Source organism: Microcoleus sp. B3-D7 (genome assembly GCF_036705305.1).
In the GTDB taxonomy this organism is placed as follows: Bacteria; Cyanobacteriota; Cyanobacteriia; order Cyanobacteriales; family Microcoleaceae; genus Microcoleus.
In genome coordinates this window covers 1-14,845 of the sequence record NZ_JAUBUE010000078.1, presented here as the reverse complement: position 1 = coordinate 14,845, position 14,845 = coordinate 1, and the positions used below count along the sequence as shown (strand labels likewise).

The window sequence follows — 14,845 nt, the reverse complement described above, 5'->3', positions numbered from 1 at the left end:
GAGGAAATCTGTTCGTTGTCATCTTACAATTTTATTCTTGAAGCCCTATTCTATGCAGCTTCATATTAAATTGGTATGACAAGAGTTGAGGGTGAAAATACAAGATTAAGGCATTATTTGGCTCGCCTAAAACGAAAAACTCTTTGTTATTCTAAATCTGAACAAATGCTAAGATATTCAATTCAATTACTAATTCACTATCTAAAATTTGCAGATGTTCCAATTCCGTATCAAAATCAAATAAATCATTCTCGCTTGTCTGCGCTCGCACTATAAGTTTATCATACCTTGATTCAGCAACGCCGTTTAAGTCAACCCCATATTCGTCCTATAGTCAGAGGAAAAGCCGGGAAAAGCGTATAGTTTGGAGCCAAACTATCAGCCAGTTGTTTTGAAGGATATGTATTTTTAGACCGGATGAGCTGGGATAACTTTAACGAATAAGGGGACTTAAAAGCACAAGTAGAAGCTTTTTATAGATTTACAGGATATTATCCAGAGTCAGTTCATGCAGATCACATTTATCGTACAATATCAAACCGAGCGTGGTGCAAAGAAAGAGGAATTAGGCTCAGTGGATCCCCTCTAGGAAGACCCCAAGCAAAGGTGAGTAAATCAAAAAAGAAGCAAGCGTTGGAAGATGAGAGAATTAGAAATGCAATTGAGGGCAAGTTTGGGGCTTGCGGAAACGAAGATTCGGTCTCAATCGAGTGATGGCAAAACTTGATAATACATCTGGTACAGTTATTGCAATTAGTTTTTTTGTAATGAACCTTGCTACCTGGTGGCGTCGGCTTTTTTGTGTGTTTTTATGTCTATTTGGAAAAAGAACACCTGTTTTTGGGTTGAAGATAATCCCCAATTATAAATGGGGGGACTCGATACAGAAAAAACGTAATTGCTCAACCCCCTTGACAAGAAGACGAGATAGACATTAGATATCTCCCAAAAAGAAATGGTTGATAGAGCGCTCTTAAATTATAAGGGAATTTTACCCCCAAAAACATGAGCCAACTCCGAGAATATATTGAAAAACATCCATCCGAGACTCAAAGAATGTTGGGTATAGACTACGACCAATTAATACAACTAATTACCCATGCATAAAATTTGTACGCTCGTCAAAAATCATCTCAAGAAAGTCAGAAAACTCGGCTCATTAAACCGGGCAGCGGTCGTCCCCCTAAACTAACGATGGCAGACCAAATTATTTTGACCCACCGTGTACCTGCATAACTTACCTACTTTTCAAATGCTTGGGGTACAATTTGGGATTGGTGAATCAACCGCTAATTATATTTTTCACCGTTGGGTAAAGATTTTAAGAGATTTATTGCCGGCTTCGGTGTTAGAACAAGTAAAAAAAAATGATGGCGAGCGGGCATGGGTTCTGGAAATTTTGAAAGATGTTGAGTTGATAGTAGATAGCTACGAGCAGCCCATACAAAGACCTACGGACAATGAAGAGCAGAAAAAAAATTACTCTGGCAAACAAAAGAGACATACTAAAAAGAACCAGGTAATAGTCATGCCATCCGGTAAAGAGATTGTTGACGTAGTAGTAGGAGAAACCGGAGCAACAGCCGACATAAACATTTGGAGAAAGCAGAGAGCGTCATTAGAAAAATCACAAAAGTTTCAAGGAGATAAAGCTTATGTAGGAGAACCATTAATTAATACTCCTCATAAAAAACCGCGTCAGGTAGTTCTGACTCCAGCTCAAAAGAGAGCGAATAAGTCAAAGGCTCAAAAAAGAATCTTTGTCGAGCATCTAATTAGATTATTAAAAATATGGAGAGTAGCATCAGAAAGATTTCGCTTAAAAACGAAAAATTACGAGAGAGTAATTTTGGTGGTATGTGGATTAGTAAGATGGCGAATAGGTGCGCTCGTTATGTGTCAATAAAAGTCCCTACAAACTGAAAAAAAAACAGTAAAATTTAGGTCATAAAATTGGGCATTTTTTATCTATTGACCGTTGAAACCCTTATGGAAGCGTTGGTTTCTGACGGACGGTCCCTGCAGGAACCGTCCGCCAGAAACCAAGCGGGGAAAGGGATTGGAATTATGGGAGAGGTCTTATGGTCACTGTTGGGCGGTTGGAATGGAATTTTGTCAAGATATTATTAGTGAATTAATGAGAATTAGGCGTAATAAACTACCATTTTTTCAGAGGGGTATGAGAGCTATGTCCTTGATTTTATCAATGTTTTGACGGGGTTGTCACCCCGTCAGGTTATTCGTGCTTATTGTGCATGAAGAGTGTCTCATGCTTATTTGAAATGACTATAACTGGTTATGAACAATTAGATGAACGAAAAAAATTAAGTTTGAGTAAAATATCTGAGTTGCTTTTAGTTTTGGAGCATCCGGAATTACCTTTACATAATAACCCTGCCGAATTAGCTGCTAGAACAATCGTGCAGCGACGAAATATTAGTTATGCAACGCAAACTTGTGAAGGAACTAAGGCGATGGATGTTTTCATGTCTCTGGTGGCGACTACCCGCAAATTAGGAATTAGCTTTTTTGAATATATGCACGACCGTATTTCTTACCTGGGAAATATTCCCTCTCTAGGGACGATTATTCGTCAACAATCTTCGGTTTATTCTCTGGGTGTGTCCTGGTCTGATTGAAGAAATTCAAAAAAATATAAAGGCTCTGAATTATTGGTACTTGATTCTTGTAGTAAGTGTCGTATAAACCCACGGTTTATTGTGACTTTAGTGGCTAAAAAAGACCATGACATTCTTGATTTTATGATTAATAATATGTCCTATTCTACCATGCTGTGCCTAGATTGTGAACCTTCTTTTTTTACTGTTACCCCGATTTATTGAGCGGATACCTGTATATCACAGTTTAAATGTACAACAGCTTATCCAACCTATGCTTCTATTTTGGTTGGTTTATCCTTGATAATAAATATTCCCTAATCCTAATTTATTGCTTGGGTGCAACGATTTAATTGATTCAATAAATCAATTCCAACCCTTTTATGTTTGAGCTAGCTTATTTTTTACTTCTTTAATTCGCAGAGTGACAGAACAGGGATATCAGGGTTTGGATCACGCGCTGACAGGGGCATTTTTTTTGCGGAATGGTATAACTACTCGGAATCCACAAATATGGCAATTCCTCAAGCGCTGGTGGGAGAGGGTAAATTAGTGTTAGGTAGAGAAAAATCTACAGGAAGTATCGAAGTGCTTGTGCCATTTGGCTTGCCAGCAGCAGGATCAGGCTGGTATAGTTGGATACGATCGCGTCCAAGTCGTTTAGCCTGATACAGCGCTTGGTCGGCTGTGGCAATCAGAATTTCGGCTCCCGATTCAGATGCAGGAACAATACTCGCTACGCCAAGACTGAGAGTGACATATGGGCTCACTTGAGAACCAGCGTGAGGAACCTGCAAAGCTGCGATTTTGAGCTGTATGTGTTTGGCTACCATCACGGCGCCTTGAATCGCGGTATTTGGCAAAATAACGGCAAATTCTTCGCCTCCGTAGCGAGCTACTAAATCGGCGGGGCGATTGACTGCATTGCCGATCGCCCCGGCGACTTGTCGCAAACATTCGTCTCCGCCTTGATGCCCGTAAGTATCGTTGTAACTTTTAAAAGAATCAATATCGCACAGAATTAGGGACATGGGCGTTTGTTCCCGGGCTTGTCTGCGCCACTCCATTTCTAAATACTGATCGAACCGGCGGCGGTTTGCTAGCTGTGTGAGTTCGTCTAAAGTTGCCAACCGCTCTAACTTGAGGTTGGCTGCTTGCAACTGCTGGTAGAGTTCTGCTTGCTTGATAGCGATCGCCAACTGGGTGGCCAGAGAAGACAGCAACTCTACTTCCAACTGCATCCACTGCCGGGGACTGCACTGGTGAGCCATCAGCAGCCCCCACAAATCGTCTCCTTGCACTAAAGGCACTACCAAATAAGCTCTCACCGCGAATTGTGCGAGCAAGTCAATTTGATATTGCGGCAAATCCGCGGCTAAAACATCGCCGATCGGTCGGATCGATCGATGTTGGTACGCTTCGAGATAGAACTGGTCAAAACAGAAATTTTCCAGGGTTTCCCCCAACATCGGCTGGCAGTTGGGAGCTACAGATTCCACTGTCACCGCCCCCGTCGCCGGGCCAGCGCAGAGACTGCCGGTACAGGGGTTAAAGCGCACGATCATCACTCGATCAGCCTGAAGGAACTGACGCACTTCTGTCACTGTCGTGCGGAGCACTTCCCCCAAATCCAGAGACTGGCGGATGTGCTGAGTAATCGTCGCCATCAGCAGTTCTCGTTCGTTCTGCTGCCGCAGCGCCTCTTCTGCCCGCTTGTACTCCGTGATATCTTGAGCGGTGCCGAAAATTTGTTTGGGGCAGCCGTCGGCTGTGCGGGCGAAAACTTGGTCGCGGCAGCGAAACCAGCGCCATTCGCCCGATCGATGTTTGAGGCGATATTCCAACTCCAAAATATGCCCGTCTTGGGTCGAGGGAAATTTTTGCTGGTGGGCTTTGAGCCTCGGCAAATCTTCTGGGTACACCAAACTGGAGTACAAAGCAGTTTGCATCTGTAAAATTTCTTGGGGAGTGTAGCCCAGCAATTTAGAAGCTTGACCGTTGACGTAGACGTTTCGCTGTTCGGTCAAATCGTAAATGTAGAGCAAATAAGGCGCCGCGTCAGCAATCTGCTGGATGAAATGCTGGCTCGATCGCAATTCTTCCTCCACCCGCTGACGCACTTGCACTTCTTCCAAAGCTTGATCCCGCATTGTGCGGTAAGCTTGGATGCGGTGGGTGAGGTCAGTCACGTCTTGAATCACCAGCAGCGCGTAGAACGATGGGGAATTGATGCCCGGCCATATTGATGACGAAACTGAGGGTGCAGATTCCCTAGACAAAAAAGCACTTCTTGGTGAGCCGACTCCGACTGTACCGTCTGATGCCAACTCAAGAGTATGGAGAACCCAGTCTCTAATCTCCTGTTCTTCTATGCCAGCCTCTAGGGCCGGCACAGCAGTCACAGTAGTTTGCTGAATTCGCTGCTGGCCGTCTTGCCAAGTTGCCGGAATCAGGTGTTTGTGAATTTGAGAAGAAAAAATTGTTGGCGGGCCTCCTGCAAAGATTTGCTTGAAGCGAGTGGCGTACTTTAACTGACTCAGGTGAGGAAAATGGGTTGTGATCTTTGTTCCCAATATTTGGCTGCGGGGAATTTTAGTCCACTCTTCTAGACAAGTGTTCCAAAACAGCACCACAAAATCATCTTGCAGCAAGCAGGCGCCGACTGGTACGCTGTCGAGAACCCCAAACTTTTCCTTAATACTTTTGCTCTCCTCAATCATAGACCCCCGGCAAGTTGATTGATAGCAGTCAACAAGGTGTCAAAGGAATTAACATTGAAAATAAGAATGATATCTCCTTCAATGTGAAGCCTTTCAATCATGAAACTGGTCTGAGCTAATAAAACAACTGTATCAGTAGCTAAACCGCCAGATACCAGCAAACTAGCAATCGTCCCTTCGCTATAAGTGGGAATTGAGTAGTTCAGGCGCTGCTGAAGTACGTTGCTGATTGCACCCATGACCCCATTAATTACAATATTTCCCACTTCACTCAGCGTACCAATTTTGACTGAATCAAGATCGTGAGTTCCAACTTCTTCCCCTGTAAGCATTGTCACCAGCAGGGCAGCGCTGTTGGTGGGAAAGACTAGCTGGGCAATGCCTCCAAAGGAGCCTGTGAATTTGAGCTGGACAGCGGCGATTTGCTCGCCGTTGAGGTGCTGCTCTAACTCTTCTTCCACGTCAATGGGAGTCAGTATTTGAAGATAGGGGATTTGCAAGCGAATCGGGGAGTCGATCATGTCGTTCAAAACCCCTGCGGCTTGACCGATACCGATGTTGACGAGTTCCTGCAAAGCATCGAGCTGTCGAGTGCTTAATTTCATTGGGTGCTCTCCTCGCTGACACTGAGAGCTTTTTTGATCCACCCGATCAGTTCATCTGAGTTGGGCATTTTGTGAATGACTGCCAGGGCTCCGAGTTCCATGCACTCGGAGCGGGTGCTTGCTTGGATGTCTGCGGTAATTACGATCACTGGAATTTTATATCCTCGATCGCGCATCGCTTGCAGGACTTCTCGACCTTCCATTTCTGGCATCAGCAGATCTAAGAGCATACAGTTTGGGGTTTTAGTGCCGAGCTGTTCTAGAGCTTCTGGGCCGCTGGATGCTTCCCAAGTCTCGTATCCTTCTGCTCGCAAGATTTTGCAGATTACCCTGCGAGTCAACCACGAATCTTCGACAACGAGAATTGATGTCACTACGTTCTCCTCCTTCTATTGTTTAGGACTGACCGGCGTTGCAGGTACTGCTTTTATCTTGACAGTAATTTAAAGTGCTGGGACGGTGTGTGATCGAGCTTCACTCGGAATTCCAGTTCTTAAAAACTAACGCATTAATGTGTGGGATAGTTTAGTATCTTGGACTATGTTAAGAAAAAACCCGGTTTCTGAATGAAACCAGGTTGGCGGGATCTCTATTGCTCTAACAAGGGCGCTCAATTATAGATTACCAAACGCTTCCGGAGGGACTCTACTCGCTGTTTTGCCGTGGTATTGTCTGGATGGCAGGCAAGAGCTTGTTCGTACATTTCCAAGGCTTGAGCTGTTAATTTCTTGCGCTCGTAGGCGTGACCCAGATTATTGAGAGATGTAACGTATTCGGGCTGCAACTTCAGGGCTTCTTTGTAGTGGCGGATTGCGATGTCGTACTGTTCTTGGCCAAAGTGTGCAAAACCGAGGGCGTTGTAAATAACAGCTTGATTTTCTTCGCCTTCTAAGTCTTTGGCTTTCAGGGCTTTTTGAAACAGTACGATCGCCTGGGAGTAAAGCTTCTTATCTAGATAGATACTTCCTAATTCGTAGTATTCCTGTGCTGTTCCTTTTTCTACTGTCAGCTTATTTTCTAAGCGTTCCAGAGACATTTCCAGCTTCCGAGTTTTGAGAATTTGGCGCACCACAAACCATGAAGTGCTGCCGAGTATAGCGAGCAGGACTGACAAGTAAACAATGAGTAAATTACTATCCATGTTTTTCTTAAATTTAGGTATGTCTGTGGAAGGTTTTATTTATTTTAATGCGCTAGCAATCTCTAAGATTTGCCTCTGCAACTGTATAAAAAACAAGGAAATAGCGATCGACCTGCCCGATCGCGATTTCTGAAAAAGCAACAGCCCAGAAGTAAGAACAAAGAAGGAAAATTGCTCTCAACCTCCTAAATTCATCAGGAGTTTTCCTTCTCTGGCAGACCTTTAAATCTTTCTTACTTCTGCTTTGTGCATTCTGAAAAGTAACCTAACTTTCAGGCTCCGGCTCGATTAGCCATTTCCACGACTTTACCGAATGTTGCAGGGTCAATAATCGCCATTTGTGCCAGCATTTTGCGGTTGATTTCGATGTTGGCTTTTTTCATGTTGCCGATCAGTCTGCTGTAGCTCGTGCCGTGCTGGCGCGATGCGGCATTGATCCGAGCAATCCACAGGCGACGGAAATCGCGTTTGCGTTTTTTGCGATCGCGATAACCGTTACGCAGGGCTTGCATCACCCGTTGGTTAGCTGTGCGGAACTGTTTCGACTGTGCGCCTCGGAAACCCTTGGCTAATTTGAGAATTTTTTTGCGGCGCGCTCTGGCGACATTACCGCGTTTTACCCGTGTCATCTTTAATTTCCGTTAAACTTTACAAGTATGGAAGCATTAACCGCACGTTAGCATCGTTGGTCTCGTCGATGACGACCAGCTTAGAGAGACGGCTTTTGCGAGCTGAACTTTTGTGCTGTAGCAAGTGGCTTTTGTAAGCTTTGCGGCGCACAATTTTACCGCTGCCGGTCGCTCTAAAGCGCTTTGCGGCTGCTTTGCGAGTTTTGAGTTTTGGCATGAACTGGTGTTATTTGGACACAAGCTTCTACGGTATCACGTTTGTGGTACTTTCTGCAAGGGAGATTTGCGGGTTGGAGGTGGCGCTGCATTTGCGGCGATATACAGGATGGGCGATCGGGTAATCTTGCGGTAGTTTGGGCTAGTTTACACCTGGTATAAAATGTTATACCGCAAATGCGGTATAATTAAGGGTTATATCTCGGGGTTATCGGCAGGGTTAATATTTGAAAGCTGCTGGTGAGGCACTATATAAATTAAATTAAAATGCAACATTAATTATTGGTTATGGCGCTTAGAGACTCCCTTGAAAAAATCATTTGGGAATATCCATTGATCAGTAATGACAACTTCAAGGGACATTCCTTTGCTAGTTATGTCAGAAATGTAGTGCCGAAATCAATAATTGCTTCATTGGAATTACCAGAAATTTCTAGCGTAAAAGCTTCACTAGGGAAGGGTGATTGGGCTAAAGTTTTTTGGATAGCAATATTTAACAAGCTTGTAAATGAGAGTGTCCAGTCGGGCTTTTAGTGTGTTTATTTATTTCGCGTCGACTTCTCTGGCGTTTATCTTTCTGTCAATCAAGGAATAGCAGATAAAAGAAATAAGTTCGGACTTGGGAAGTCGAGGGACATGGTAAGAGCTCAATCACAACTATTTAAAGATAAGCTTGGTTCTGACAAGCTCAGGGAATTTTCAGAACCTCTGGATATTCAGCTTGATTCGATATATTTTGCTATTTCTTGACTCCGAATTAAGCCGAGGTGTTCGCCGACTTCTACAAGAATAGCTGTGCGTACTGCACCACTATCTATCAGTGCTTCTGCTTCGTACACGGGGAACAGATTTGGATTGAGAACTCCTAGACTCACTAAGGCTTCATCAATGGCATTCCTTAGCTTGACTTCGGCTCGAACTGCACCCATATTTTTGCTGGGTTGAGTTAGGTCGCGAGCGAGATTTATCATATCGCCTCTTTTCGTCTAGAAAGTCTACCTTTGATTCTAGCCCTAATTTATGCTTGTAAGGTTCGCAGTGCACACCCTACAGTTAGAGTTTGTACGTAAGTCTAACAGCGTATTTTTGGTTTAAGAAGTGCAGTAGGGACAAAGGCTTTCGCCGTGTCCCTACTGGGTTCTATCACTCTTGTGGGGTGGGCATCCTGGCTGCCCTAAACATACAAGTTAAAAGCACAACAGCTTACTCATCTTCTGCATAGATAAACCGATACAATTCGCTAGGATCTGGCTCAGCGCTTTTCTCAGCAAAATCGACTGCATCATCAATTACTGCTTGAATTTTATTATCGATCTCTTTCAATTCTTCAGCAGTTGCCAAAGTTCGATCGATCAAATCAGCAGCCAACTTCTTAATCGGATCGCGGGGGAACCAATATTCCTTCTCTTCCTTAGAACGCAACTCATCAGGATCTGCCAAAGAATGCCCGCGAAAGCGATAAGTCAAAGCCTCAATCAAAGTCGGCCCCTCGCCGGCCCGCGCCCGCGCCACAGCTTCCTTGGCCACTTCCCGCACCGCCAAAACATCCATCCCGTCAACCTCAAAACCAGCCATGCCAAAAGCATGAGCTTTCTTGTAAATCAGCGGATCAGAAGTAGCTCGCTCGTGGGCCATCCCGATCGCCCATTTGTTGTTTTCCACAACATAAATAATCGGCAACTTCCACAAAGCCGCCATATTCAAACATTCAAAAAACTGGCCGTTATTTGCAGCGCCATCGCCAAAAAAACAAGCAGTTACGCCATCGGAACTCTCATCCCCCAAAGCTTCGCGCCGGTACTTAGATTGAAAAGCCGCCCCCGTAGCTACAGGAATTCCCTCAGCCACAAAAGCATAACCTCCCAACAGTCGGTGTTCGGCCGAAAACATGTGCATCGAACCGCCGCGGCCCTTCGAGCAACCAGTTTCCTTCCCGAACAACTCCGCCATTACCTCCCGCGCCGGGACGCCCGCGCTCAAAGCGTGAACGTGATCCCGGTAGGTGCTGCTGACGTAATCAGTGTCATCCCGGCGCATCGATCGAATCACGCCTGTAGACACAGCTTCCTGACCGTTGTACAAGTGGACAAAACCAAACATTTTGCCCCGGTAGTACATCTCAGCACACTTGTCCTCAAAGTAGCGCCCCAAGACCATATCCTCGTAGAGCATTAAGCCCTCATCCCGAGAAATGTTTACGCTTTGCGCGTCAAAAACTGGTAAAGTCCGTTCCTGAACCATAAATAATTAATACCCGACGATCGGCTTCCTAGACATCTAAATTTAAACCCAGATGGGACACAACCGCAGCAGACAACGATCAAACGTTTTCTGTGCAACAGTTCACCAATTGTTAAAATGAGTAGGGCAGGCGGGGCGGATTGCCGGGACTCGGAGAACCAACTCCCATCTAAACCCCATGCAAACGAATGATATAATTCCATTACTCTCAAACCCGAAAATGCTCAAGAGTCAAACCACTCCTTTAGCTGACGGGCAGTGAGCCTTTGCATTTTCCTCACTGTAAAACGCCCTAGAGGGAAAAAAATCAGAGTATCTCTACGGCAAGTCCAACATACCGCGAATGGGGCGGTGGGAAGCCAACACCAGAATTTTTGATTTGGTTTGCGGGAGTATGTCACTTAAGATAGGCTAATTCAGTTGCTAGCGCTTTGGGGAAGTGGACAGTTCTTTAACTTATGTTAATTCCACTAGATTACTACCGGATTTTGGGTCTACCGATTCAAGCTACTGCCGAACAGTTGCAGCAGGCTCACCGTGATCGAACTTTACAGCTTCCGCGCAGGGAGTATTCCGAAGTTGCGATCGTCGCCCGCAAACAACTGCTCGATGAAGCCTGCGCCGTTCTGTCAGACTCAGAGGGGCGCAAAGCTTACGATGCCAGTTTTTTAGCCAAAACTTACGATCGAGAGTCGGAAGCCGCACAGGAAGCCAAGCACCAGAGGTCAAAAACCTCAGCAGGCACGGCCACCTTCCTGCAAGACGCAGGAGAAACCGCTCCGCCAGAGTCCAAGGCTTTAGAGGCTGCTCCCGACCCCCACACACCAAGTATTGAAATCGATGACAACCAATTCGTAGGAGCCCTGCTCATACTGCAAGAACTGGGGGAATACGAACTCGTACAGAAGCTGGGTCGCCCGTATCTTAACAATGGCAGCATCGCGATCGCAGAAGGTCGTTTCGGCGACAAAGATCTCGTGAGGCCAGATATAGTTTTAACCGTCAGCCTTGCCTGTCTAGAACTCGGCCGCGAACAGTGGCAGCAAGGTCAGTACGAAAATGCCGCAAGATCATTAGAAGCAGGTCAAGAATTGCTGCTGCGCGAAAGCCTATTTGCAAGCGTGAGGGGTGAAATGCAAGCCGACATATACAAACTCCGTCCGTACAACATTTTAGAGCTATTATCACTCCCCGAAGAAAAAGTCGATGAGCGTCGCCGGGGACTGCAAATCCTGCGAGAAATGCTTCAAGAACGAGGGGGTATCGACGGTTCGGGAGACGATCGATCGGGTTTAGGAATAGAAGACTTCCTCCGGTTCGTGCAGCAAATGCGTAAACACCTAACCAGCAGCGAGCAGCAAGCGCTATTTGAAGCCGAAGCCGGCCGCCCCTCCGCAGTCGCCACTTATCTCTCGGTCTACACCCTGTTAGCCCAAGGATTTGCCGCCAGACAGCCCTCGATGATCCGTCGGGCAAAGCTGATGCTGATGCAGCTCGGTCGCCGCCAAGACGTTCACCTGGAAAAAGCCGTCTGTTCCCTGCTGCTGGGCCAGACAGAAGAAGCCAGCAGAGCCCTCGAACTCAGTTCGGAAAAAGAACCCCTGGCCTTCATTCGCGAACATTCCCAAGATTCACCCGACTTGTTGCCCGGACTGTGCTTGTACGCCGAACATTGGCTACAAGAAGAAGTGTTTCCCCACTTCCGCGACTTGGCCAACGAGTCAGTGTCCTTGAAAGACTACTTTGCTGACCCGAAAGTACAAGCTTACCTAGAAGCTTTGCCACAGGACGCAGAAACGGCCAACGAATGGGTCGTCGTGCAGCCCCGCTCCGGCAAGCCGCCAGGGCGACTGCAACCGACCGCAGGCCGATCGCCCGCTGCCATACCCGCACAGCCACCCACAGCCAAGCAGGGAGCCAGTACCGTCACATTGACCCCCGTACCGGGCGACGCTTCCACCGCAGCCTCGGGCGCGAAATCCCAGGCAACGGTGGCCGCGCCCAGCGCTGTTGCCCCCGTCTCTATCCCGATAGCTACAGTGCCACACCCAGCAGAATCGACTTCCAAACATCGCAGACGCCAACATTCAGGGCACAGCGGAGCAAGCGGCAATGGGCTAAAGGGTGATTTGGTCGATCGGGCGCGCACCAAGGCAGCAGAACTTACCGCCCAAGTCAAGTCTATGCCTCCAAACAGGCTGGCTTTGTTTCTAGTCGCAGGTGTTCTGAGCCTGTTACTCCTGTGGTTAATACTCAGTCTGTTGGCTAGCGCGATGCAAGCCCTATCGGGCCCATCCCTCCAAGGAGAGCAAGCCCTAGTCCGCCTGGAAGAACCGCCCCTAGAAATCCCTGCCTTGGCCCCGGCCCCAGAGCCGAGCGCTGCAGGCGCAGTGTCGGGAGAAATCACTGAGGAATCAGCCGGACAAATAGTTCAAAGCTGGCTATCGGCGAAAGCAGCGGCTTTGGGCCCCAATCACGCTGTTGAAGAATTAAAGCAAGTTCTGACAGAACCGGCTTTGTCTCGCTGGCAATTGATGGCAGAAGCTCAACAGCGCAACAACGCGCACCAGCGTTATGTACACAAGCTGGAAGTTAATGGAGTTAAGACGAATCCGACTAATCCCGATCGCGCCCAAGTAGAAGCCCAAGTTGGGGAAAAAGCCGAAGTGTTCGATCGTTCTCAACTCGTTTCTTCGCGCAATGAAAACCTGCGGGTGCGCTACGACTTGATCCGCCAAGAGGGACAGTGGCGGATTATGGATTGGCAAGTGATTAAGTAAGGAATTGGTAATTAGTAATTGGTAATTTCTGCTTGCTATTTGCTAATTACCAATTTCTGATTATTAGTTAAATTTTTAAGTCCAAAAGCGGGAGCTTTGAATTGCAGATTATTGTTGAAGGCTGGCGTTTTATTTATCATTCCTATTGCGTAGCCAATCAATTTCAACTGCTGGAAATGCTCGCTCGCCCGCGAGGACAAATTGAGCTTTTCCACCGCGATATGCCCTACATTGACGCGGCTTGGGAGACGAAAATTAGTTTGTTCGATCGCCCAAATGAAACATTACTTCGCAGCATTAAGATCCCGGCGGTAAATCAGTCAGCCGATGTTACCCTGCGAATATACTGCCCGTGGGACTTCTCGGCCTCCCACAGCGCTCAAACTTGGGTATTTGCAGCCACAGAATGGGGGATTATTACCCGTTCAGTATTACAGGCGATGGGTGTTAAGTCGATCGCCGAAATCCCCGTTAACTCAGAAACGAAAATTATTACACCTTCAGCTTGGTCAAAAGCTGGCTTAATTCGCAGCGGTGTGGAGGCTGATCGCATTGCCGTCGTACCTTTGGGTGTCGATCCTAAGATTTATTATCCTGCTGCGGGCGATCGGCGTCAATCACTGCGCGAAAGCTTCGGCTGGTCAAACTATTTTATATTTTTAAATATCGGAGGACAAACGGATCGCAAAGGTATTCGCCCTTTATTAAAAGCCTTCGCTGCGGTAGTTGACAAATATCCAGATGCGAGATTAGTTTTAAAAGGTTCTGAACTGCTTTATCCGTCGAGAGACGAGATTGCGGAAGCGTGCCGAGTTGTGCTCAACGATGCCGAAAGAGGAAGGGTTTTACCAAGATTAATTTATACTGGTAGCCAGCTATCTTTTGCTCAAATAGCAGAGTTTTACCAAGCAGCAGATGCTTATGTTTCTCCCTATTTGGCAGAAGGTTTTAATCTGCCGGTGTTGGAAGCAGCAGCTTGCGGTTTGCCTATTATTTGCACTGCGGGCGGCCCTACGGATGATTTTACGCGATCGAACTTTGCACAGCGGATCGAAAGTAAATTTACGGCTGTGGTGAGTGACGGGGAAACCTTATTTATCTTAGCTCCTGAGTGGGAACATTTGACTGATTTGATGCAAAGGGCGATCGAACAACCTGGAATCGCTGCGAAAGCGAGGGTTGCGGGCCCGGGTTTTGTGGCTGAAAATTTTACTTGGAGGCGTGTAGTTGATCGATTGCTTGAGGTTATGGGAGGAGATAAAAAGAAAAAGGAGAAGTCTATTTTTGAGCCAATAATTTTGTAGTTTGGACGTTTCAAGCCCTAGATGGGGAAATAGGTTTTTTCCGGCACCACAAAAATAAATTTAGGTTTATGTGGTCATGGTTTCAATCCCTGATAGGGTTTTAGGTTTTTTCCGGCCTCTGAGGGTTTTTGCTTGTGTCACCTTGCAGTGCTGCGTTTCAATCCCTGATAGGGTTTTAGGTTTTTTCCGGCCGGGTAGCAAGTTAGCTGCTTTTAGTAATCCCAGTTGGTCGTTTCAATCCCTGATAGGGTTTTAGGTTTTTTCCGGCGGCTTATCAACTGTTATCTGTTCGCTAGGTTTATGGAAGTTTCAATCCCTGATAGGGTTTTAGGTTTTTTCCGGCGTACCAATGTGCGGGGGTTCCGTATGGAAGCGGCGAGTTTCAATCCCTGATAGGGTTTTAGGTTTTTTCCGGCATCGTTGCCCACCGCAACGACCTATCCCTCCGGGGTTTCAATCCCTGATAGGGTTTTAGGTTTTTTCCGGCCTTAATTAACCAAGCTTCAAAGGTCTTATACCAATTTCCTAAAGTCCTGCTACATATATAGCCTCTAAAATAAATTTCCATCCCGTCAAAGAACTAATAACTTC

The 14,845-nt window shown here is 46.5% G+C and carries 13 protein-coding genes, 3 pseudogenes and 1 CRISPR repeat array; of the genes and pseudogenes, 8 read left to right on the top strand and 8 right to left on the bottom strand.

The window, feature by feature from the left end:
- Positions 1 to 75: 75 nt before the first annotated feature.
- From QUB25_RS28320 to QUB25_RS28305, 4 genes and pseudogenes are all read left to right on the top strand, one after another.
- Positions 76 to 276, top strand: a pseudogene (locus tag QUB25_RS28320) (IS1 family transposase); the annotation flags it as partial.
- Positions 277 to 306: 30 nt separating this feature from the next.
- A pseudogene (locus QUB25_RS28315) lies at positions 307 to 938 on the top strand (transposase); the annotation flags it as partial.
- Between the two features lie 314 nt (positions 939 to 1,252).
- Positions 1,253 to 1,906, top strand: coding sequence for a transposase family protein (locus QUB25_RS28310; RefSeq protein WP_333188611.1), 654 nt, complete (start codon positions 1,253 to 1,255; stop codon positions 1,904 to 1,906).
- A 376-nt stretch (positions 1,907 to 2,282) separates the two neighbouring features.
- Positions 2,283 to 2,639, top strand: a complete 357-nt coding sequence (locus tag QUB25_RS28305) for a hypothetical protein (protein ID WP_333188609.1) — start codon at positions 2,283 to 2,285, stop codon at positions 2,637 to 2,639.
- Between the two features lie 503 nt (positions 2,640 to 3,142).
- Here the strand turns inward: QUB25_RS28305 and QUB25_RS28300 are convergent.
- From QUB25_RS28300 to rpmI, 6 genes are all read right to left on the bottom strand, one after another.
- The gene (locus tag QUB25_RS28300) at positions 3,143 to 5,338 is read right to left on the bottom strand and encodes a diguanylate cyclase domain-containing protein (RefSeq protein ID WP_333188607.1); all 2,196 of its coding nucleotides are present in this window, start codon (positions 5,336 to 5,338) and stop codon (positions 3,143 to 3,145) included.
- Positions 5,335 to 5,943, bottom strand: a complete 609-nt coding sequence (locus QUB25_RS28295) for a chemotaxis protein CheC (RefSeq protein WP_333039643.1) — start codon at positions 5,941 to 5,943, stop codon at positions 5,335 to 5,337. The genes QUB25_RS28300 and QUB25_RS28295 overlap by 4 nt, the downstream gene beginning before the upstream one ends.
- The gene (locus tag QUB25_RS28290) at positions 5,940 to 6,317 is read right to left on the bottom strand and encodes a response regulator (RefSeq protein WP_333039645.1); all 378 of its coding nucleotides are present in this window, start codon (positions 6,315 to 6,317) and stop codon (positions 5,940 to 5,942) included. The genes QUB25_RS28295 and QUB25_RS28290 overlap by 4 nt, the downstream gene beginning before the upstream one ends.
- A 236-nt stretch (positions 6,318 to 6,553) precedes the next feature.
- A complete protein-coding gene (locus tag QUB25_RS28285; protein WP_333039646.1) occupies positions 6,554 to 7,084 on the bottom strand; it encodes a tetratricopeptide repeat protein in 531 nt (176 codons plus the stop codon).
- Positions 7,085 to 7,356: 272 nt separating this feature from the next.
- Positions 7,357 to 7,713, bottom strand: coding sequence for a 50S ribosomal protein L20 (gene rplT / locus QUB25_RS28280; RefSeq protein ID WP_006634165.1), 357 nt, complete (start codon positions 7,711 to 7,713; stop codon positions 7,357 to 7,359).
- A 19-nt stretch (positions 7,714 to 7,732) separates the two neighbouring features.
- Positions 7,733 to 7,930 carry a 50S ribosomal protein L35 gene (gene rpmI / locus QUB25_RS28275; RefSeq protein WP_006634164.1) on the bottom strand — a complete coding sequence of 66 codons (198 nt, stop codon included), beginning with the start codon at positions 7,928 to 7,930 and terminating at the stop codon, positions 7,733 to 7,735.
- Here rpmI and QUB25_RS28270 point away from each other — a divergent pair.
- Together QUB25_RS28270 and QUB25_RS29940 are read left to right on the top strand one after the other, a co-directional pair.
- Positions 7,929 to 8,054, top strand: a complete 126-nt coding sequence (locus tag QUB25_RS28270) for a hypothetical protein (RefSeq protein WP_333188604.1) — start codon at positions 7,929 to 7,931, stop codon at positions 8,052 to 8,054. The genes rpmI and QUB25_RS28270 overlap by 2 nt on opposite strands.
- A gap of 163 nt (positions 8,055 to 8,217) precedes the next feature.
- Positions 8,218 to 8,679, top strand: a pseudogene (locus QUB25_RS29940) (MrcB family domain-containing protein).
- Here the strand turns inward: QUB25_RS29940 and QUB25_RS28265 are convergent.
- Positions 8,646 to 8,900 (bottom strand): hypothetical protein, encoded by a 255-nt coding sequence (locus tag QUB25_RS28265; RefSeq protein ID WP_333188602.1) that lies wholly within the window; start codon positions 8,898 to 8,900, stop codon positions 8,646 to 8,648. The pseudogene QUB25_RS29940 and the gene QUB25_RS28265 overlap by 34 nt on opposite strands.
- A 232-nt stretch (positions 8,901 to 9,132) precedes the next feature.
- Entirely contained in the window at positions 9,133 to 10,170 is a 1,038-nt protein-coding gene (gene pdhA / locus QUB25_RS28260) for a pyruvate dehydrogenase (acetyl-transferring) E1 component subunit alpha (protein WP_006634162.1), read from the bottom strand.
- Between the two features lie 458 nt (positions 10,171 to 10,628).
- On the opposite strand from pdhA, the gene QUB25_RS28255 reads away from it, so the two are divergent.
- Positions 10,629 to 12,950, top strand: a complete 2,322-nt coding sequence (locus tag QUB25_RS28255) for an IMS domain-containing protein (protein ID WP_333188599.1) — start codon at positions 10,629 to 10,631, stop codon at positions 12,948 to 12,950.
- A gap of 101 nt (positions 12,951 to 13,051) precedes the next feature.
- Entirely contained in the window at positions 13,052 to 14,254 is a 1,203-nt protein-coding gene (locus tag QUB25_RS28250; RefSeq protein WP_333188597.1) for a glycosyltransferase family 4 protein, read from the top strand.
- 79 nt (positions 14,255 to 14,333) lie between these two features.
- Positions 14,334 to 14,741: direct repeats of the CRISPR family, unit length 37 nt; unit sequence GTTTCAATCCCTGATAGGGTTTTAGGTTTTTTCCGGC.
- Between the last annotated feature and the right edge of the window lie 104 nt (positions 14,742 to 14,845).

What these genes read in the sequence shown, in the direction of transcription:
- QUB25_RS28310 (WP_333188611.1), top strand. Translation starts at nt 1,253, where the DNA reads ATGCTTGGGGTACAATTTGGGATTGGTGAATCAACCGCTAATTATATT.
- QUB25_RS28305 (WP_333188609.1), top strand. Translation starts at nt 2,283, where the DNA reads ATGACTATAACTGGTTATGAACAATTAGATGAACGAAAAAAATTAAGT.
- QUB25_RS28300 (WP_333188607.1), bottom strand. Translation starts at nt 5,338, where the DNA reads ATGATTGAGGAGAGCAAAAGTATTAAGGAAAAGTTTGGGGTTCTCGAC.
- QUB25_RS28295 (WP_333039643.1), bottom strand. Translation starts at nt 5,943, where the DNA reads ATGAAATTAAGCACTCGACAGCTCGATGCTTTGCAGGAACTCGTCAAC.
- QUB25_RS28285 (WP_333039646.1), bottom strand. Translation starts at nt 7,084, where the DNA reads ATGGATAGTAATTTACTCATTGTTTACTTGTCAGTCCTGCTCGCTATA.
- rplT (WP_006634165.1), bottom strand. Translation starts at nt 7,713, where the DNA reads ATGACACGGGTAAAACGCGGTAATGTCGCCAGAGCGCGCCGCAAAAAA.
- QUB25_RS28270 (WP_333188604.1), top strand. Translation starts at nt 7,929, where the DNA reads ATGAACTGGTGTTATTTGGACACAAGCTTCTACGGTATCACGTTTGTG.
- rpmI (WP_006634164.1), bottom strand. Translation starts at nt 7,930, where the DNA reads ATGCCAAAACTCAAAACTCGCAAAGCAGCCGCAAAGCGCTTTAGAGCG.
- QUB25_RS28265 (WP_333188602.1), bottom strand. Translation starts at nt 8,900, where the DNA reads ATGATAAATCTCGCTCGCGACCTAACTCAACCCAGCAAAAATATGGGT.
- pdhA (WP_006634162.1), bottom strand. Translation starts at nt 10,170, where the DNA reads ATGGTTCAGGAACGGACTTTACCAGTTTTTGACGCGCAAAGCGTAAAC.
- QUB25_RS28255 (WP_333188599.1), top strand. Translation starts at nt 10,629, where the DNA reads ATGTTAATTCCACTAGATTACTACCGGATTTTGGGTCTACCGATTCAA.